17 protein-coding genes are annotated in these 19777 nt (G+C 61.2%); 10 read left to right on the top strand and 7 right to left on the bottom strand.

Going from position 1 to position 19777, the window contains the following annotated elements; translation table 11 throughout:
• Positions 1-38 precede the first annotated feature (38 nt).
• On the bottom strand, positions 39-1619 hold the full coding sequence (locus tag ACRYRV_RS09010; RefSeq protein ID WP_444985357.1) for an ABC transporter substrate-binding protein: 1581 nt from the start codon (positions 1617-1619) through the stop codon (positions 39-41).
• A 310-nt stretch (positions 1620-1929) separates the two neighbouring features.
• Between ACRYRV_RS09010 and ACRYRV_RS09005 the strand changes: the two genes are divergently transcribed.
• From ACRYRV_RS09005 to ACRYRV_RS08985, 5 genes are read left to right on the top strand one after another with little or no spacing between them, the layout of a single operon-like run.
• A complete protein-coding gene (locus tag ACRYRV_RS09005; RefSeq protein ID WP_253446784.1) occupies positions 1930-2169 on the top strand; it encodes a hypothetical protein in 240 nt (79 codons plus the stop codon).
• 12 nt (positions 2170-2181) lie between these two features.
• A complete protein-coding gene (locus ACRYRV_RS09000; RefSeq protein ID WP_253446786.1) occupies positions 2182-3708 on the top strand; it encodes a sodium:solute symporter family protein in 1527 nt (508 codons plus the stop codon).
• A gap of 51 nt (positions 3709-3759) precedes the next feature.
• The gene (locus ACRYRV_RS08995; protein ID WP_253446787.1) at positions 3760-4578 is read left to right on the top strand and encodes a FadR/GntR family transcriptional regulator; all 819 of its coding nucleotides are present in this window, start codon (positions 3760-3762) and stop codon (positions 4576-4578) included.
• 49 nt (positions 4579-4627) lie between these two features.
• Entirely contained in the window at positions 4628-5905 is a 1278-nt protein-coding gene (locus ACRYRV_RS08990) for a Zn-dependent hydrolase (RefSeq protein ID WP_253446789.1), read from the top strand.
• A 6-nt stretch (positions 5906-5911) separates the two neighbouring features.
• On the top strand, positions 5912-7327 hold the full coding sequence (locus ACRYRV_RS08985; protein ID WP_253446791.1) for an amidase: 1416 nt from the start codon (positions 5912-5914) through the stop codon (positions 7325-7327).
• A gap of 697 nt (positions 7328-8024) precedes the next feature.
• Here ACRYRV_RS08985 and ACRYRV_RS08980 read toward each other — a convergent pair.
• From ACRYRV_RS08980 to ACRYRV_RS08955, 6 genes are all read right to left on the bottom strand, one after another.
• The gene (locus ACRYRV_RS08980; RefSeq protein WP_444984079.1) at positions 8025-9014 is read right to left on the bottom strand and encodes an IS481 family transposase; all 990 of its coding nucleotides are present in this window, start codon (positions 9012-9014) and stop codon (positions 8025-8027) included.
• Between the two features lie 92 nt (positions 9015-9106).
• On the bottom strand, positions 9107-10411 hold the full coding sequence (locus ACRYRV_RS08975) for a TRAP transporter large permease (RefSeq protein WP_444985358.1): 1305 nt from the start codon (positions 10409-10411) through the stop codon (positions 9107-9109).
• A gap of 11 nt (positions 10412-10422) precedes the next feature.
• The gene (locus ACRYRV_RS08970; protein ID WP_253446795.1) at positions 10423-11034 is read right to left on the bottom strand and encodes a TRAP transporter small permease; all 612 of its coding nucleotides are present in this window, start codon (positions 11032-11034) and stop codon (positions 10423-10425) included.
• A 44-nt stretch (positions 11035-11078) separates the two neighbouring features.
• Positions 11079-12095, bottom strand: coding sequence for a TRAP transporter substrate-binding protein DctP (gene dctP, locus ACRYRV_RS08965; protein ID WP_444985359.1), 1017 nt, complete (start codon positions 12093-12095; stop codon positions 11079-11081).
• A gap of 75 nt (positions 12096-12170) precedes the next feature.
• The gene (locus ACRYRV_RS08960) at positions 12171-13661 is read right to left on the bottom strand and encodes a CoA-acylating methylmalonate-semialdehyde dehydrogenase (protein WP_444985360.1); all 1491 of its coding nucleotides are present in this window, start codon (positions 13659-13661) and stop codon (positions 12171-12173) included.
• A 55-nt stretch (positions 13662-13716) separates the two neighbouring features.
• Positions 13717-15060 carry an aspartate aminotransferase family protein gene (locus tag ACRYRV_RS08955; protein WP_309636649.1) on the bottom strand — a complete coding sequence of 448 codons (1344 nt, stop codon included), beginning with the start codon at positions 15058-15060 and terminating at the stop codon, positions 13717-13719.
• 242 nt (positions 15061-15302) lie between these two features.
• Between ACRYRV_RS08955 and ACRYRV_RS08950 the strand changes: the two genes are divergently transcribed.
• The 5 genes from ACRYRV_RS08950 (at position 15303) to ACRYRV_RS08930 (ending at position 19683) form a co-directional block, all read left to right on the top strand.
• Positions 15303-16196, top strand: a complete 894-nt coding sequence (locus tag ACRYRV_RS08950) for a LysR family transcriptional regulator (RefSeq protein WP_444985361.1) — start codon at positions 15303-15305, stop codon at positions 16194-16196.
• 351 nt (positions 16197-16547) lie between these two features.
• On the top strand, positions 16548-17000 hold the full coding sequence (locus tag ACRYRV_RS08945; RefSeq protein WP_444985362.1) for an META domain-containing protein: 453 nt from the start codon (positions 16548-16550) through the stop codon (positions 16998-17000).
• Positions 17001-17354: 354 nt separating this feature from the next.
• Complete coding sequence (locus tag ACRYRV_RS08940; protein ID WP_444985363.1) at positions 17355-18275, top strand: 3-keto-5-aminohexanoate cleavage protein; 921 nt, start codon at positions 17355-17357, stop codon at positions 18273-18275.
• Positions 18272-19228 carry an L-carnitine dehydrogenase gene (locus ACRYRV_RS08935; RefSeq protein ID WP_444985364.1) on the top strand — a complete coding sequence of 319 codons (957 nt, stop codon included), beginning with the start codon at positions 18272-18274 and terminating at the stop codon, positions 19226-19228. The genes ACRYRV_RS08940 and ACRYRV_RS08935 overlap by 4 nt, the downstream gene beginning before the upstream one ends.
• Entirely contained in the window at positions 19228-19683 is a 456-nt protein-coding gene (locus ACRYRV_RS08930) for a thioesterase family protein (RefSeq protein ID WP_305498704.1), read from the top strand. The genes ACRYRV_RS08935 and ACRYRV_RS08930 overlap by 1 nt, the downstream gene beginning before the upstream one ends.
• Positions 19684-19777: the final 94 nt, after the last annotated feature.

Genomic DNA, 19777 nt, shown 5'->3' with positions numbered 1-19777 from the left:
GGCCGCGGATGGCCGCCGGGGAGCGGGCACGGTCACGATCAGCGGTTGAACTTCAGGTACTTGAAGTGGGGGGTGTTCTCGCTCTGCACCTGGAAGTCGATATCGTCGCGCATCGACCAGGTGAGCATCTGGTGGTGGATCGGGATATAGACGATATCGTCGTGCACGATCTGCCACGCCTCCTCGATCATGGCGTTGCGCGCCTCCTCGTCGGTCTCCTGACCCATGGCCACGGTCAGCTCGTCGACCCGCTCGTCGGAGTAGCCGGTGAAGTTCCAGCTGCCCCGCTCCCCCGCCTTGGTGTGGTAGAGGTAGTTGAAGACATACTCGGAGTCCATGGTGGGCACGCCCCAGCCCAGCATGTAGAAGTCATACTCCTCCCGGGCCAGCTCGGCGAAGTGCAGCGAGCGGGTCTGGGCCACCAGGTCCACGGTGATGCCGATGCGCGCCAGCATGCTGACCACCGCCTGGCAGATCTGCTCGTCGTTGACGTAGCGGTCGTTGGGGCAGTGCAGGGTGACCCGGAAGCCTTCGCCGTAGCCCGCCTCCTCCATCAGCTGCTGGGCGCGACCGGCGTCGGCCGGCAGCACCACATCGAGCTCCTCGGAGTAGCCGTTGACGAAGGGGGGCGCGATCATCCCGGCGGGCTGGGCGTTGCCGCGCATTACCGCCACCTGGATGGTGTTCTGATCCACGGCAAGATCGATGGCCTCGCGCACGCGGCGATCGGCGAAGGGGTTGCCCTCGGCATCGCTGGCGCGCAGCTCCATGGCGCCCAGGTCCATGCCCAGGAAGATGGTGCGGTTCTCCGCCCCCTGCTCGTTCTTCAGGCCCGGGGCGTTGGCCAGGCGCTCGATATCCTGCACCGGGGTCTCCTGAAGCAGATCCACCTCCCCGGAGAGCAGCGCCGCCACCCGGGTCGCCGCCGACTCGATGGGAGTGAAGATCAGCTCGGAGATCTCCATGGGGTAGTGGTCGATGCCCCAGTAGTCGTCGTTGCGCTCGAGCACGGTGCGCACGTCGGGCTCGCGGCTCACCACCCGGAAGGGGCCGGTGCCGTTGGCGTTGCGCACCGCATGGGTCTCCTCGCCCGCGGCGTAGTTCTGCGGCTCCTCGACGCCATGCGCCTCGGCCCACTCGCGGCTCATGATGAAGAGGTTGGTGAGGTTGTTGGGCAGCAGCGGGTTGGGGTCATGGGTCTCCACGTGCACCGTGAAGTCATCCTCGGCGCGCACCTCCTTGATGGAGGTGAGCAGGCCGCGCATGTCGGCGTTCTCGTGGCGGGCGCGGTTCAGCGAGAAGACCACGTCATCGGCGGTCAGCGCCTGGCCCTCGTGGAAGGTGACCCCCTCGCGGATCTTGAAGACCCAGACGTGGGGGTCGTCCTCGTGCACGTGCCACTCGGTGGCCAGGCCCGGCTGGTACTCCACGTCCATGTCCTGGTAGATCAGCACGTCGAAGATCTGATGGTTCAGCGCGTGGGTCGGTCCCTCGTTCTGGGAGTGGGGATCGAGGGTCAGGCCGTCGGCGGAGCGGGTCCAGCGCAGGGTCTCGGCATGGGCAGCGGAGGCGACCATGGCGGCCGCCATGGCGGAAACGAGCAGTGTCTTCCTGAACATCTTGTTGTTCCTCGTTCAAGCGTTTGAGGGGCGAATGCCCTATCAAGGGTTTCTCCCATAACGTAGACGAGAAATGGAGGCGCCGGCCGTCAACGCTTTCAGCGCCGCCCCGCTCAGCTCTCGATGGCGCCAACACCCCCATTCCGCCCGCTTACCGTCTTGAGCAGCTTGACAGGGGCAACCCAGAGGTCTAAACCTGTATTTGTACGTATAAATACAATAATTGCCTTAGCGCCAGCACCAGTACCCCCTCCTGCGGCATCGGCCGTGAGGGATTACCGCCCCACCAACCAAAACAAGGGGATGTAAGATGAGAAAGACCCTTCCTCCACGTAAACTTGCCATATACGGCGGCATGCTGTTGGGCTTCGTGATGCTCGAAAGCCCGATGATTATGATCGCCAACAAGATCGACCCCATGATCATGGGAGCACCGTTCCTGTTTGTCTGGAACCTCGGCTGGTGGGCCTTCCTCACCGGCCTGTTCCTGCTGGCCTACCTGACGAATTGGGGAAGCAGCAGTGTGCCTGCTCCCCAGCGCAACCGTTAAGGAGGCCGCACCATGACCGGTAGCATCTTTATCATCGCAGCGTTCATGATCATTCCTCTGCTAGTAGGGGTGGTCTCCGCCAGGAAGTCTCAAGGCACCAGCGAGGATTTCTTCGTTCAAGGTCGAGCGATGGGCAGCGTCGCCGTCTTCTTCACAGTGGCAGCCACCTGGTGGAGCGCCTTTGCCTTTCTGGGCTCGAACGCAACGTTCTATACCAGCGGCCCTGTCTATCTGACTGCACTCGCTTGGAATCTACTGTTTGGTTTCATGTACTACTGGGTGGGTAAGCGCGTCTGGTTCCTGGGCAAGCGCTTCAACTATCTGACCCCATCCGACCTGATGGGCGATTTCTATAACAGCGAGGCACTGCGCATTCTGGTCGTCTTGATCACTCTGGTGTTTACAGTGCCCTATCTGCAGATCCAGCTGACCGGCGGCGCCTACCTGATCGAGGTGGCTTCCGGTGGCGCTATTCCCTTCTGGCTGGCAGCCCTGCTCTTCTACTTCATCATCATCGTTTACGTGTGGATTGGTGGTATACGAGCGATCGCCTGGACCGATGTGATCTACGGCGCGCTGCTGTTCTTCGGCATGATGTATGCCGGCTACTACATCTCGCAGCAGGTGGGTGGTCCGGCTGCCCTTTTCGCTCAGCTTCAGCAGAGCTCACCCGACCACCTGACCATGCCGGGACCCAACGGCAACATGGGCTACAGCATGTGGTTCTCGTTGTTCGTGATCGTGGCAATCGGCGCTTTTATGGGCCCGCAGATCTGGCTGCGCATGTACTCAGTGAAGAGTGGGCGCCTGTTCAATCTGATGCCCTTCCTGCTGGGGCTGGCGGCCTTCGCCTACTTCGGCTCCGTGCTGACCGGCTATACCGGTGTGCTGCTCGAACCTGGCCTGGAAAATGCAGACCAGATCCTGCCAGTCATGCTGATGAACTATGCACCATATCTGCTCGCCTCCCTGATCATGGCTGCCGGTGCTGCCGCTGCCATGTCAACCGCCAACTCGCAGATCCATGCGGTCTCAACTGTGGTGACCATGGATATCTACCAGCGCTATGTGAACCGCAAAGCGAGTCAGGCGCGCATCGTGACCATCGGCCGCCTTTCCCTGGTCGCCTTCTCCTTGGCCGCCTATATCCTGGCACTGACCGTGCCTGGCCTGCTGGTGACCATCGGCATCGCCGCCCTGGCGGGCACCGCCCAGCTGATTGTGCCAACTATCGGTGCCATCACCTGGCGTCGCGCCCATCCGATGGCAGCCTTCTGGGGCCTGCTGACCGGCGTACTCTGTGTGCTGGTGCTTACCTATGGCCCTACCGTCAGTAACCCGCTGGGACTGCATGCCGGCATCTGGGGGCTGCTACTCAACGGTGGGCTCTTCGTTGGCCTGAGCCTGGTGCTCAAGCGGAAGGATCACGAAGTGGTCGAGCGCTTTGCCCTGGCTCGTCAAGAGTACGATGCTGAATATCACCCGGAGCGTCTGGAGGGCGCCTCTCAGCCTGTTGGCGAGGCGGCTACGGCACGCTGATATATCTCAAGGGGCCTGCTCGGCAGGCCCCATTTTTACAAGGAACCATCCATGGTCCAGACCCCGATACCGCGTCGTCGACAGAAGCTGGCTGAACTGATCAGCGACGACATCAAGCGCTGGATCGCGACCGAGGGAATGACCGAAGGCGATCGCCTTCCCAATGAAAAGACCCTCATGGAACTCTACGGCTGTGCCAAAGGTACGGTGCGCGAAGCCCTGAAGATCCTGGAGGTCGAAGGGCTAGTGACTCTGAAAACGGGGCCGGGCGGCGGGGCGATCTTACACACCCCGAGCATGGAGCCAGCCAGCCGCATGCTGCGCAACTTCCTGCACTTTCGCTCATTAGATGGCCACCAGGTCTATCAGCTGCGTCGCCTGCTGGAGGTGGAGCTGGCGGTCTCCGTCGTGGGGAAGCTAAGTCCCGAGGCGCTGGAGAGCCTTGCCGCCAATATCGACGCCTGCGAATGCCACCACCCAAGCGAGGAAGATCAGCGGCGCCAGCGCTTTCTCGAGCTGGAGTTTCACAACCTGCTGGCCAAGGCCTGCCCCAACCCACTGCTCGCCTTCATGTGTCGTTTTCTCAACGACATGCTCCGCGACCTGGTGGTCGTCAAGAAGGCCTATATACCGGAGCGCAAGCAGTTCGACGAGGCCAACCACCGCTACCACCGCGAGCTGGTCGAGGCGTACCGCAATGAGGACAAGGAGCGGGTGCGCCAGCTGATGGACGAGCACATGCGGGATGCCGAGGCCCATATGTCCGCTCTGGAGGCCGAAATGGCCGACCAGATGCTGATCTCCCAGGAAACCTTGTTCGACGCAGAGCAAGGCTCACCACTGCTGCAACTTATCAAGCAAGCTCGCTGAGCACAGCGCAACAAGCCGTGCCTATCACACAATCACAAAGAGGCGACCTATGACCATTGCTAACGTTCTGCGCCCCACTACCGAGCTACGTACCGACCGTGAGCGCCTCTGGCAGGCACTCATGGAAATGGCCAAGATTGGCGCCACCCCAAAGGGGGGCGTGAACCGCCAGGCCTTCACCGACCTTGACCGCCTGTCACGAGACCTGTTTATCGAGTGGTGCCGCGCCGAGGGGTGCACCATCCGGATCGATGCCATTGGCAATATCTTCGCTCGCCGCGAAGGCCAGGAGTCCGACAGTCCAGCCATCATGACCGGCAGCCACCTCGACAGCCAGCCCACCGGCGGCAAGTTCGACGGCGTTTACGGAGTGCTGGCCGGCTTGGAAGTAATTCGCACCCTGAATCAGCATGATATCCGAACACGAGCCCCCATAGAGGTCGTCGCCTGGAGTAATGAAGAGGGGTGCCGTTTCGCGCCCTGCATGATGGGCTCCGGGGCCTTCACCGGCCAGCTAGCATTGGAGGAGATGCTGGCCCGCACCGATGCCGAGAATATCAGCGCCGGTGACGCCCTTGAGGCCATTGGCTACCGAGGGGAAGACTGCGTCACTCCTGACCATATCAAGGCATATTTCGAGTGTCATATCGAGCAAGGGCCGCTTCTGGAAGACACCGGCAATACCGTCGGGGTCGTCGTGGGGGCCCTGGGCCAGAAGTGGTTTGACCTTACCCTGACCGGGCTGGAGGCCCATGCTGGCCCGACCCCGATGCCGCTGCGCCGTGATGCGATGGTCGGGGCAGCCGAGATTACCCAAGCGGTCAACCGCATTGCCAACGCGCATCAGCCCCACGGCCGTGGCACGGTCGGGGTCGTCAACCTGCACCCAGGCTCGCGCAACGTCATACCCGGCCAGGTAATGATGACGATTGACCTGCGCCACTTCGAGAGCGAGACACTCACCGCCATGGCCGAGGAGCTCCACCAGGTGATCCAGGAGACGAGCCAACGCCATGGTTTGGCGTTCGAGCTGACGCCTACGGCGGATTTCTTACCGGAGCACTTTGCCGAGAGCTGCGTGGGGGCGGTACGTCGTGCTGCCGAAGCCATCGGCTGTTCGCACATGGATATCGTCAGCGGTGCCGGTCACGATGCCATCTTCATGGGGCGTGTCACCCAGGCTGGCATGATCTTCGTCCCCTGCGAAAACGGCATCAGTCACAACGAAATCGAGAATGCCAAGGCGAGCGACTTGAATGACGGCTGCAACGTGCTGCTTCACGCCATGCTGGAGCAGGCCGGAATCGCAGGCGAAGCCGTGGAGTGATATGCCATGACCATGACCGCCCTTCCGACACAACTCGCCGACCTGAGCGCCGTTGAGGCGCTCAGCTTGTTTCGCCACCGAGAACTTTCGCCGGTGGAGCTGACCCAGGACTGCCTGGCGCGCATCCGTCGTGACAACCCCGCCGTCAACGCTTTCGCCCATGTAGACGAAGTGGGCGCACTAGCCGCCGCGCGCGCTTCCGAGGCACGCTGGCAGGCCGGTACGCCCAGCGGCCCTCTCGACGGCATCCCCACCACCATCAAGGATCTGACGCTGACGGCTGGCATGCCGACCCGATTCGGTTCAGCGACCAGCAGTCCTGACGGCCCCTGGGAAGCCGATGCCCCGGTCAGCGGCCACCTACGTGAAGCCGGCGCGGTGATTATCGGCAAGACCACTTCGCCCGAGTTTGGCTGGAAGGGCGTGACAGACAACCCCCTTCACGGTGTCACCCGCAACCCCTGGGATCACCGCCTGACGCCAGGCGGCTCCTCGGGCGGCGCTGCGGCAGCGGCAGCGCTGAACCTCGGTCTGCTCCACCAGGGCAGCGACGCTGGCGGCTCGATTCGCATCCCCTGCAGCTTCACCGGCACCTTCGGCATCAAGCCCACTTTTGGATGGGTGCCTCAGTGGCCGGCAAGCGCAATGAGCCTGCTCTCGCACCTGGGCCCGATGACCCGCACCGCCGCCGACAGCGCTCTGATGCTCAGTGTCATGGCTCAACCCGATACCCGAGACGGCTATCTCGGCAACCCGCGCGCCGATGACTGGCTGAGCCCGCCTCCCGACTCTCTGGCAGGATGGAGAATCGCCTTCAGCCCCGACTTGGGCTATGTGGATGTCGCACCGGACATTGCGGCCCGCGTCAGGGAAGCCGTGGAAGCGCTGCAAGCGCTGGGCGCCACGATCGAGGAGGTGGATCCAGGTTTCGACTCTCCACTGGAGGTCTTCAATACCCTCTGGTTTGCCGGCGCGAGCCAGGTACTGGAGCGCCTGGATAGTGCCCAGCAGTCATTGCTGGATCCGGACTTTCTGGCTATTGCCCGGCGAGGTGCCGCGATTCCATTGCGCGACTACCTCACCGCTTGCCGCACCAGGGAGCAACTCATCGCGAAGATGCAGGGGTTCCATGAGCGCTATGACCTGCTGGTAACGCCCACCATGCCCATTGCCCCGTTCGAGGCGGGGCATAACGTTCCACCAGGTGGTCATTATCGTGAATGGATGGACTGGACACCCTTCAGCTACCCCTTCAACCTGACGCAACAGCCGGCAGCCTCGCTGCCCTGCGGCCTGGATGCCCAAGGCTTGCCGGTCGGCCTTCATGTCGTGGGACCTCGATTCCAAGACCTCAAAGTCCTTCATGTAGCGCAGTTACTTGAAGCCCACCTCCCTAGGTATTCCCCCCCGGCTCCCAGCTAGCATCTTTTATTTTCAAAGAGTCTTAACGGGCACCACTTGGTGTCCGTTAATACTATATGCCTTCTACCATATAACCTAGCACACGGCCATCCTAAATAACCTTATTATCAGCAGCAGGCACTCCTTCAGCTAATTTTATCCAACACTTATGGACATCGAGATAAGCGATCATTCGGGCCTCGAAGGCCTCTGGGCTGATCATCCCAATCTCTATATTCCGGCGCTGCCGGCTGTAGTCCAGCTCAATATTCTAGAACACCTATCGGCGCACAATCTCCCAAGGTTCAAAAGACACCCCCACAAGCAGTCACTTTCACTTGACTTAGGCTTTTTTTCAGCAGCACCCTTTGGCCTTCAGTGTTCCCATCTTGACTAACACCACAGTACCGCGACATTGCAAACAAAACAATTATGCCTTTGTCTTTCTAAGTCAGGCGGACCACCCTAGGGGTGAACTACACAGCGACAAAGATCCTGAACAAGACGAGCTTAATGATCTTTCCCAGCACTCGCCACCAGCTGATCATCAGCATCATGAAGAGCATGGGCAGGGGTACCAAGGTTGTCAGTCGGATGATTTATAGGTGCCGCGACACGTCCTCCTTCTTCCTGAATATCCGTGCCGCGCCTCCCGAAAAGTGCGATGAAACAAACATTTAATCACTACAGCGCCCACTATTTCTGGGCAGGTTAAAAATTAGGTGTAGGGTCCCGGGTGATTGACCACCCGTTTGGTAAATAACTCAGGTCGCTTGGCCTGCCATTCCTTCATCGCCGTGATCGGCGATTGATGATGTAGCGCTTTCTGCGGGATATGGTGATTGTACAGCCAGCAGTATCGCTTGAGCGTCTGCTCCAGGTCTTCGCCTGAGGTATAGCGCCGGGTCGCCAGCACGTCGCTGATACGGCCGTTGAACCGCTCCACCATCCCATTCGTTTGCGGCCTTCCCGGCTTGATCAGGCGGTGCTCGATGCCGTGGGCTAGGCACTCCTGATCGAAGGGATGGCGCCCGCTGGGCTTGCGCTCACCTGCCCGCGTGAAGCGATCCGTGAACGACTTGCCGTTATCGGTCAGCACCGTCTGAATCTTGAAGGGCGCCTTGTTCTCCACCTGCTTCATAAACGCCCGAGCATCCTTCGCGGACTGGCTGCGTCGAACCTCCAGGTAGACCCAGCGTGTCGCACGGTCGATGGCAACGTACAAATAGCGCTTCTGTTTCTCGTCAGGCATCTGGGGCAGGTGCTTGATGTCGATATGCACGTAGCCCGGTTCATAGTCCTTGAAGGGCTTGTGCCGGGGCTTCTCGTCGTCACCGGCATCCTGCCGCGCCAGTTCCGCCAGCGTCGGCACCTCACGCCGCTTGAGCATGCGATGCAGGGCGGAGCGTGACAAGCCAGGATTCAGGAACTCACGCGCCACGACGAGGAGATCATCCAAGCCGAGGCGCAGGAACTCACGAGCTGTGATCAGCACCTCCTCCTGCTCAGGTGTGAGCGTGGCCAGGAGGTTGTGACGGGTGTGCGGTCGGTCATAGACATCGTCGCGGTAACGCCATCGCCGGATGGTCGCAGTAGCGACGCCATACTGCCGGGCCAGCTCGCTATCCGTGATGCTGGAGGGGGCTGCCTGGATCTCGGCACGGATCTTCGGTGTCGTCGTCGCTTGTTTATGCAGCTTGATGTCCATGAACCTGTTCCCGGATGAATTGCTGAAGAAGCTCCCTGGCGGCTAGCAAAGGATAACTCCTATAGGCGATTTGATCATCCGGGACCCTACAATTAGGCAATGCCAAGGAGCCACCTAGGCAGTGCGAGTGATAGCTCTGGAATAAAGGTGACAATCATTACCATTGGAAGATGGCCTAGAAGAAGAAATTTCATGGTTATTCCAAAGTACTTGTCCAGCGAAATTTTACTCACGCCAGCTGCCATATAGAGCATAGGTGCGCAGGGTGGTGAGACATTACCTAGTCCCAAGTTCACGCCAACGATTGCTGCGAAATGGATTGGGTGTACGCCAATCGCAGTAGCCAAGGGGAGTAACACTATCGCAGCAAGAATGCTGCCAGAGATGTCGTCCACAATCATGCCAATCAGCAACAATACTAGGTTTATCAGAAGCAGGATGACCACTGGATTGTCGGAGAGACCAAGAAGGAAAGTGGTGACCTGTGTGGGTACCTGTTGCAGAATCATCGCACGGCTCATCATGAACAAAAAGAAGAGCACGGCTATAATTGAGCCAATGGTTACGGCGGCTTGTATCAACCCCTTCCAGAATGCCCTGTAACTCAAAGTTCGGTAGAGGGCGAAGCCAGCGAAGGCCGCATAAACTAAGGCAATGGCTGCAGCTTCGGTGGGAGTGGCTATCCCACCATAGATGGTGCCGAGGATGATCACCGGCATTAGCAGTGCCCAGCTTGCATTACGGCCACTTTTAAGCACCTTGAGGCTTGCCTCCCGGAGTGGCAGCCTCTCGTCGACCTCAATATTTGGGTTGTTGCGCAAAAAGAAGAAGTTCAGCCCCACGTAGATTATCATCAAAAGAACGCCAGGGATTACTGTTGAAAGAAAAGCTGCGCTTACAGAGAGTCCACCAGTCACGGCGAAGACTATCATCGGCACCGAGGGTGGGATTAATAATGCTAGGACTGATGAACAAGCAACGAGCGAAGTAGCATGCCCCACCGGGTAACCTTCATGCACCATACGCGGAATCATGATTTGACCGATCGCCGCGATGGCAGCCGAAGAAGAGCCGGAAATGGCCCCAAATAGTGCACAGGTAATCACCGTCACTGCCCCTAGGCCGCCCTTGATTCGGCCGACGAAGGCGTTGATGAAGTTGAGCAGGTGGTTAGAAATTCCGGCCTGGGCCATCACCATGCCGGCTAGTATAAAGAGCGGAAGGGCCAGCAAAGCAAAGCTGGTTGTGGTCTGGAATGCGTAAGGGATTAGAAAGGAGATGTCGGAGCCAGTGGCAAGAAGGTATATCAACGCGCCGAGCCCGAAGGCAAAAGCGATCGGCATACCCAGAAGCAAAAGCGCTACTATGATCCCGATCGCAAGGGAAAAGATCAGCATCGTGTCCTCTCTTAGTGTTGGTGTTGTTGGTTTTTAAGACGGCGAAGTTCCAGAAACTGATTGATGCTTTGCATGACCAGCGCCAACAACGCGCCAGCAAAGCCGACGATTAGCGAGCTGGACCAAAGCCATCTTGGCCAGCGCATGTATGAGCTGAGGCGTCCACGGTCGAAGTCGAACATTGCGTATTTGATGGCAAAGTATCCGAATACTGCGCACACGCCTATGCTAATAATCGACATGCAGAGGTTAACCATCTGTATGCGAGCGGGGGACTTTACTGCTAGTTCTAATATTCCACCTCGAATATGCTCTCCTTGGCGGGTTGCGTAGGCGAAGGCGGGAAAATAAACCCAAGCGCCGAGCAATAAGGCGATCTCCTCAATGCCAAGAAAAGGCGAGTTGAAGAGGTAACGCATCAGTACTTGGCTGAACATCAATCCACCCAGCAGAATGCTGAAGACTGCAAGTGAACTTTTGAGCAGCCAAGCATAGGCAGCCTCGAGCTTGAGGAACGCTGAGTAGATGGGGCCCACAGGAAAATCAGGGACGGCAATGACTTCTGGCCGTGAACTCTTCTGATGTCCCTCTTCTGAGCCGTGATTCTTGTCTTGTATAGGCATCACGTCCTCCATAGGAAAAGGCCCGCATGAGCGGGCCTCTGTGCTTATTCGATACCGGCTGCCTGCCTCAACTTAGACATGATCTCCGGGCCGACGAGCTCCTCCATTACCGGCCACTCCGTCTCATGCACAATCTTCGCAGCTGCGTCGATTTGTTCGTCACTGAGCTCAACCACGTTAATGCCAGATTCGCGCACTTTGTCAATAAAGTCATTACTTAGGCTTTCGGCCTTGTCCCAAGACCACAGCACGGTATTATCAGCAGCATCCTGCAGAAAATCGCGATTTTCTGCAGAGAGGCCATCCCACCAGTCCTTGTTGACTAACCAGAAGGCAGTTTCAAAGTAGTCATTGGTGAGCACGTTGGTTTCCAATACATCGCGTTGTTGATAAGTTTCCACTGCTGTAGAGAAAGCGCGTGCATCAACAGTGCCAAGCTGCAAGGCAGTGTAAACTTCTGATAAAGGAATCGGGACTGAGGCGAAACCTAGACTATTAAATCGATCAATGGCGATAGGTACCGGTGGTACTCTGGTCTTTAGATTCTGGCCATCTTCCGGGAAGTTAACAGGTGTTTTTCCTACGCCTTTGCGAATAACCAATGATCCAAAATCTGTCGGAATGATACCAATGGCATGCAGGTCAAGGTCATGGAAAATCTCATTATACACTTCCAGCATTTCGCCGCCGGGGCCATAAACTTCACGTGCATCTTCCCAATTTGAGACTACATAACCAAGCCAGGAGAGGTCGAGTCGTTGGTCAAACTCGGAAGCTCCCCAAGTGATTGACATAGGCACTACGCCCTGCATTGACTGCTCAAAGAGGGAGGTCCAGTCGCCTAGGTCACCCCCCGGATGATAGGCAACACTGAGATTTTCACTCTCTTCTAGTTGCTCGATAAAACGTTCTGATATCGAATGAAATACGTGGTCGCTAGGCATTGCATGGGCGAATATGAATCTTTCATTTGCCTGAACACTAACAGCAAATGAAGCTCCCATAATTGCTGAAATTGCAATGGCAAGACGAAGTTTTTTATGCTTGAATTTGGTTTTCATTTCTCTTCCTTTTTTAGCCATTGTTATAGTAAGTAAATCAATCATCTCTAATGATTATTTTTCTTTTTCAGCATGTCAAGATGGAAAAGAGAACTGCGCCCCCTCGCGCACGCCGGCCGAGGGCCAGCGCTGGGTGATGGTCTTGCGCCGGGTATAGAAGCGCACCGAGTCGGGGCCATAGGCGGAGAGGTCGCCGAAAAGAGAGCGCTTCCAGCCGCCGAAACTGTGGTAGGAGACCGGTACCGGCAGCGGCACGTTGATGCCGACCATACCCACCTGAATGCGATCACTGAAGTAGCGCGCCGCCTCGCCGTCCCGGGTATAGATGCAGGTGCCGTTGCCGTACTCATGCTCGTCGATCAGCCGCATGGCCTCCTCCATGGTGTCCACCCGCATCACCAGCAGCACCGGGCCGAAGATCTCCTCCTGGTAGCAGGTCATCTCGGGGGTCACACGGTCGATGAGGGTACCCCCTACATAGAAGCCCTCTTCATGGCCGGGGACCTGCACGCCGCGACCATCCACCACGATGGTGGCGCCCTGCTGCTCGGCGCTATCGATGTAGCCACACACCTTCTCCTGGTGGGCCTTGGTGATCACCGGGCCGAAGTCGTTCCCGGCATCGTGGCAGGGACCTACCTTGAGGGAGGCCATCTGCTCCTGCATCTTGGCGATCAGGGCGTCGGCGGCCTCGTCGCCCACCGCCACCGCCACCGAGAGCGCCATGCAGCGCTCGCCAGAGGAGCCAAAGGCGGCCCCGTTCAGGGAGCTGACCACATTGTCCATGTCGGCATCGGGCATGACGATGGCGTGGTTCTTGGCACCACCCAGGGCCTGGCAGCGCTTGCCGTTGGCGCTGGCCCGGGAGTAGATGTACTCGGCAATGGGCGTGGAGCCAACGAAGCTGACCGCCTGGACCCGGGGATCGTCGAGCAGGGTATCCACGGCCTCCTTGTCGCCGTTGACTACGTTGAGCACGCCGGCAGGTAACCCCGCCTCCAGCGCCAGCTCGGCGATAAACAGCGCCGAGGTGGGGTCACGCTCGGAGGGCTTGAGCACGAAGGTGTTACCGCAGGCGATCGCCATGGGGTACATCCATAGCGGCACCATGGCGGGGAAGTTGAAGGGGGTGATGCCGGCCACCACGCCCAGCGGCTGGAACTCGCTCCAGGAGTCGATGCCGGGCCCGGTGTTCTTGCTGTGCTCGCCCTTGAGCAGCTCGGGAGCCCCGCAGGCGTACTCCACGTTTTCGATACCGCGGGCCAGTTCGCCCTGGGCATCGTGAACGATCTTGCCGTGCTCTTCACCGACCAGGCGCACGATCTCATCGGCATGCTCCTCGAGCAGCTGCTTGAAGCGGAACATCACCCGAGCCCGCTTGGCCGGCGGCGTGTCGCGCCAGGCCGGAAAGGCCGCCTGAGCAGCGGCAATGGCCTCTTCAACGGTTGCCTTGGCGGCCAGGCTGACTTGGCCCTTCACCTCACCAGTGGAGGGGTTGTAAAGATCCTGGCTGCGCTCTTGGCGATCGACGCGAGCGCCGTTGATCAGGTGGCCGAGTGCTGTCATGGATTACCTCTTTTGCTGTTGCGTTGTTGTGGGAAGGTTCCGTCGTGAGAAATATTCAAGCCAGCTCGCCGATGGCGTCGCCCAGGACATTGACGATCCGATCGATCTCCTCATTCTCAACGATAAAGGGCAGGCCGAGTTGAATGGTGTCGCCGCCGTAGCGAACATAGAAACCCTTCTCCCAGCACTTCATGGCGATCTCGAAGGGGCGGCGGGCCGGCTCACCGGGGTAGGACTCGATGGTCAACGCCCCGGCGAGGCCGTAGTTGCGAATATCGCTGATATAGCGCGTGCCCTTGAGGCCGTGCAGCGCCTCCTCGAAGAGCGGGCTCACCTGCTGGACGCGCTCGATGAGTTTCTCCTGCTCCAGGATGTCGAGGGAGGCCAGGGCCGCGGCACAGGCCACCGGGTGGCCGGAGTAGGTGTAGCCGTGGGGCAGCTCGAGCATGTAATCGGGACCGCCCTGTTCCATGAAGGTCTGGTAGATCTCGCCCTTAACCATCACCCCGCCCATGGGTACCGCGCCGTTGGTCAGCTGCTTGGCAAAGTTCATCATGTCGGGGACCACGCCGAACGCCTCGGCGCCGGTCATGGCGCCCATGCGCCCGAAGGCGGTGATCACCTCGTCGAAGATCAGCAGGATGTCGTGCTGATCGCAGATCTCGCGCAGCCGCTGCAGGTAGCCGACTGGCGGCGGGATTACCCCGGCGGAGCCGGCCAGGGGCTCGACGATCACGGCGGCGATGTTGGAAGCATCGTGCAGGGCGATCAGCTCCAGCAGCTCTTCGGCCTTCTCTGCGCCGCGCTCGGGCATACCGCGGGTGAAGGCGTTCTCGGCCATCAGGGTGTGGGGCAGGTGGTCGGCGTCCACGCCCTGGCCGAACAGGGCGCGGTTGGCGCCGATGCCGCCCAGGCTGATACCGCCGAAGTTGACCCCATGATAGCCCTTGGCGCGACCGATCAACTTGGTCTTGGTGGGCTTGCCCTTCTTGCGCCAGTAGGCACGGGCGATCTTCAGGGAAGTATCAGCGCTCTCGGAGCCGGAGCCCGTAAAGAAGGCGTGGTCCAGCCCTTCCGGCGTCAGCTCACGCAGGCGATGGGCCAGCTCGAAGGCCTTGGGGTGGCCAAACTGGAAGGCTGGTGCATAGTCCAGCTCGCGCAGCTGACGGCTGACGGCATCGGCAATCTCGGGGCGCGAGTGGCCGGCGCCGCAAGTCCATAGTCCCGACAGGCCATCGAAGATCCGACGTCCATCGGCATCGATCAGGTAGCTGCCCTGGGCTCCGACGATGATGCGCGGATCTCGCTTGAACTGACGGTTGCCGGTATAGGGCATCCAGTAGGCGTCCAGCTGCTCGGAACTCAAACCGGCGGCGTGACGAAACTGCTGTGCGGTCATGGCGTTAGCCTCCCTTATTGTAGGTATCGACGGCGGATATCAAGAGCGATGTTGCGGCCGGCATCGACCTAGGCACAGGGTTCAAGCTAGCCCTTTGTTTGCATTAGTTAAACCACAAGGTATTTAATCTCATGCAAGCGATTAGTTAACTTAAACCCCACCAGCCGCATACCCACCACAGCACGGCTGTGGGGCACGACAGCCAGAGGAGGCGCACGATGACACAGCGCAGGAATCTCCCCATGGGACAGCTCGGGGACACCGATCTAAGGCTGCTGCGGATCTATCGCAAGGTGGTGGAGTGCGGGGGGTTTTCTGCCGCTGAGGTGGCACTAGGCATCAGCCGCGCTGCCATCAGCATGGCGATGAACGACCTGGAGACACGGCTTGGCCTGCGCCTCTGTCAGCGCGGACGCAGCGGCTTCGCCCTGACCAACGAGGGTACAGAGGTCTACGAATCAACTCTTCAGCTGCTCGCCGCTGTGGAGGGGTTTCGTACTCGAGTCAACGGCCTGCATGCCCAGCTCAAGGGCGAGCTCAATATCGGCATCACCGACAATCTGGTAACGATGCCCCAGATGCATATCACAGATGCACTCAGCGCGCTCAAGGAACGCGGCCCCGAGGTGCGCATTAACATTCGCATGATCCCCCCCAGCGATATCGAGATGGCAGTGCTCGACGGTCGCCTCCACACCGGAGTAATTCCCGATCTCAAGGTGCTACCGGGGCTGCATTACCTCTCGCTCTACGCCGAGGAGTCACGCCTCTACTGCTCCAATGAACATGCGCTGTTCGATGTGGAGAGCATCGACGAGGCGACGCTGTCCGACTACGATGCCGTAGTCCCGGCCTATGCCCAGACCTCCGAGATCAAGGAAGTTCATGAACCGCTAAAGGAGGCCGCCTCGGCCAGCGACCGCGAAGGCATCGCCTTCCTGATCCTCTCCGGCCGTTTTATCGGCTATCTGCCGACCCACTACGCCGAAGGCTGGGTCCGCGATGGGCGCATGCGCGCCCTGTGCCCTGAGAGGTGGCGTTACTGCACTCACTACAGCGCCATTACACGCAAAGGCGCACCGCCCAACCTGGTGCTGGAGTGCTATCTGGAGGAGCTGGCCAGGCTGGTGCAGTGATAGACAGCAGACTCAGCACTCGATGGCGTTGACGGCGAGGACTCCCACCGAGGTCTCCTTGTACTTCGCCTGCATGTCGGCGCCGGGCGGCGCCGTTCGCCCGGCAGAGCCGGCCTCGAAGGCTGCCTGCGGGACGGAACTCGGTGCGGATGAAGTAGCTAACCGCAGTGGCAGGGTCAGGCCTGTCATAACCACTGCACATAGCCTGGCTCTCCTGCCTCTGCCGTAGGGACTAACGTGCTGCAGTCACTGTGTAATGCAAGAAACCCTGCGACCAGAGCAGTGCGTGCCGTGGAACCTTATGCCGCCGAGTGGTCTGATAAGGCTTCTAAATGGCGCTGGAATGGTCCTATGAAACAGAAATTTGCTCTTTTAGCCCTGCTGGCCAGCACAATGGCCTTGACCGGCTGTTCCGGGCTTGACGCGACTTCCGGTGGAGGTGCCGGCGATGAACCGCTGGAGAATACTTACTGGAAGCTGGTGACAGTGGGCGAGCGTCAGGCGGTGGCCGTCACCGAGACACGCGAGGCGCACCTGGTGCTGCACGCTGAGGAGGCTCGGCTGGCTGGCTCCACCGGCTGCAACCGCATGATGGGGGGGTACGAACTTGATGGCGACCAGCTGAGCTTTGGTCAGCTGGCCACCACCATGATGGCGTGTCCCGGCGACGTAATGGAGTTCGAACGCGAATTTCTCGATGCCCTAGGCGACGTCGCCAGTTGGCAAGTCGAGGGCGAAAGCCTGACGCTCGTCGATGGTGAGGGCGAGGCACGTGTCCGCTTCGAGGCGGTGCACCTCTACTGAACCGAATAGCCCTGGAAGCATCGCCTTCGATCTCGGGCACCCGGGGCGGCGCTGTGTCGCGTCGGGTGCCCTTGTCTTAATCGGCGCTGGCGAGTCGCTGACGCAACCTTGGCAGCCTGCGTGCGACCGGCGGCAAGCGGGCCGCCATGAGCAGGGCAGATGCCAGGGCATACATGACCCACGCCCCCAGGTCCGCGCGCACCACCTGATCGCTGCCGCGCTGAGCGGAGGCCGCCGCCCTCGCCACCCAGGCGTCGCATTTCGCACATAAAAAGTCGCACCCCGAAAACTCCCTTCGCGCCTCCTCCCCCACACTGCTCCTGACATCAGCCATCCGTTCCTCAGGAGCCGACCATGAACCGCAACGTCATCCTCACCTGCGCCGTCACCGGCGCCGGCGACACCACCGCCAAGAGCCCCCATGTGCCGGTCACGCCGAAGCAGATCGCCGACGACTGCATCGCCGCCGCCAAGGCCGGGGCCAGCGTGGCACACATCCACGTGCGCGACCCCGAAACCGGCGCCGTCAGCCATTCGCTCGACCACTTCCGCGAGGTGATGGAGCGCGTGCGCGAGGCGGAGGTGGATATCGTCATGAACATCACCGCCGGCGGCGGCGGCGACTGGATCCCCGACGCCGAGGACCCCACCCGCGGCGGGCCGGGCACCGATATCCAGACCCCGGCCGAGCGCCACGCGCCGGTGGGTGAGCTTTTGCCCGAGCTCTGCACCCTGGACTGCGGCAGCCTCAACTTCGGCGACATGGTCTACGTGAACCCCGCCGACTGGCTGCGCGAGCACGCCCGCCTGGTGCAGGCCGCCGGCGTCAAGCCGGAGCTGGAGTGCTTCGATCTGGGCCACGTCTGGTTCGCCCGCCAGCTGCAGCAGGAGGGGCTGATCGACGGCGCCCCCCTCTACCAGCTCTGCCTGGGCATCCCCTGGGGCGCCGAGGCGGACACCGAGACCCTGCTGGCCATGCGCAACAAGCTGCCGGCAAGCGCCCACTGGGCCGCCTTCGGCATCGGCCGCCACCAGATGCCCATGGCCGCCCAGGCGGTGCTGCTGGGCGGCCACGCCCGGGTCGGCCTGGAGGACAACCTCTATCTGAAGAAGGGCACCCTGGCCACCAATGCCCAGCTGGTGGAGCACGCCGCCACCCTGATCGAGAACCTCGGCGCCCGGGTCATGACCCCCGCCGAGACCCGCGCCCACCTGGGGCTGCGCGACCCGCAGAGCGGCCAGCCGGTAGCGAAGCGCGCAGGAGGTGAGGCATGAGCCGCAAGCTCTCCGTGATCGGTACCGGGGTGATCGGCAACGGCTGGATCGCCAGGGCCCTGGCCCGGGGCTGGGACGTGGTGGCCTTCGACCCGGCTCCGGAGGCCCCGGCACGCACCCGCGCCTTCGTCGACAACGCCTGGGCCTCGCTGACGCGTCAGGGTCTGGCCGAGGGGGCCAGCCCCGCCCGGCTCACCTTCGTGGATAGCCTGGAGGCGGCCGTGGCCGGCGCCGATCTCATCCAGGAGAACGTGCCGGAGCGCCTGGATCTCAAGCGCGAGATCCTCGCCGCCCTGGACGCCGCCGCGGCGCCGGAGGTGCTGATCGGCTCCTCGACGTCCGGCTTCAAGCCCAGCGACCTGCAGCGGGACTGCGCCAAGGCGCCGGGGCGGGTGATCGTCGCCCACCCCTTCAACCCGGTCTACCTGCTGCCGCTGGTGGAGCTGGTCGGCGGCGAGGCCACCGAGCCCGCCGAGGTCGAGCGCGCCGCGGCGCTCTACCGAGAGCTCGAGATGCGTCCCCTGGCGGTGCGCCGCGAGATCGAGGGGCATATCGCCGACCGGCTGATGGAGGCGCTGTGGCGCGAGGCACTGCACCTGGTCAACGACGGCGTGGCGACCACCGAGGAGGTGGACGCCGCGGTGGTCTACGGCTGCGGCCTGCGCTGGTCGCTGATGGGCACCTTCCTCACCTTCCACCTCGCCGGCGGCGAGGCGGGCATGCGCCATATGCTCGAGCAGTTCGGCCCCGCCCTGAAGCTCCCCTGGACCAAGCTCGAGGCCCCGGAGCTCACCGAGGAGCTGATCGACCGGGTGGTCGAGGGGTGCGAGCACCAGGCCGCCGGGCGCCCGGTGGCCGAGCTGGACCGCCGTCGGGACGACTTCCTGGTGGAGCTGCTCGGCCTGGTCCAGAAGTACTGGCCCGAGGCCGAGGGCCTGGAGGGGCGCATCTGATGGAGATCCTCAACACCCGCGTCGCCCCGGAGTGGGTCGACTACAACGGCCACATGAATGACGCCGAGTACGCCCGGGTCTTCTCACTGGCGGTAGAGGCGCTGATGGAGCATATCGGCCTCGATGCCGAGGGGCGTGCCCGTCACGGCTATACGCTCTACACCCTGGAGACCCACCTCTGCTACCGCCGCGAGGCCCACGAGGGGGAGCCGCTGAGCGTGGCGCTGACCCTGCTGGACCGCGACGCCAAGCGGCTGCACGTCTTCTTCGCGCTCAACGACGCTGAGGGCAACCTGCTGGCCACCAGCGAGCAGATGCTGATGGGCATGAACCAGGAGAGCGGCCGGCCCGACGCCTTCCCGGCGCCGGTGGCCGAGGCGATCACCGCCCTGCCCCAGGCCGAGACGGGCGCCTGGCCGGAGCTCGCCGGGCGCACCATCGCCATTCGGCGCTGACAGCGCAGCAACGCCGGACCGCCCGCCACCGCGGGCGGCCCACCGGGACTGCCGGCCCGACGCCCGGCCAAGGAGGACAAGAACATCGCTACGC

Source organism: Halomonas mongoliensis (assembly GCF_052496345.1).
The sequence above is the reverse complement of the archived record's forward strand: the minus strand, read 5'-3'. Positions and strand labels throughout refer to the sequence as shown.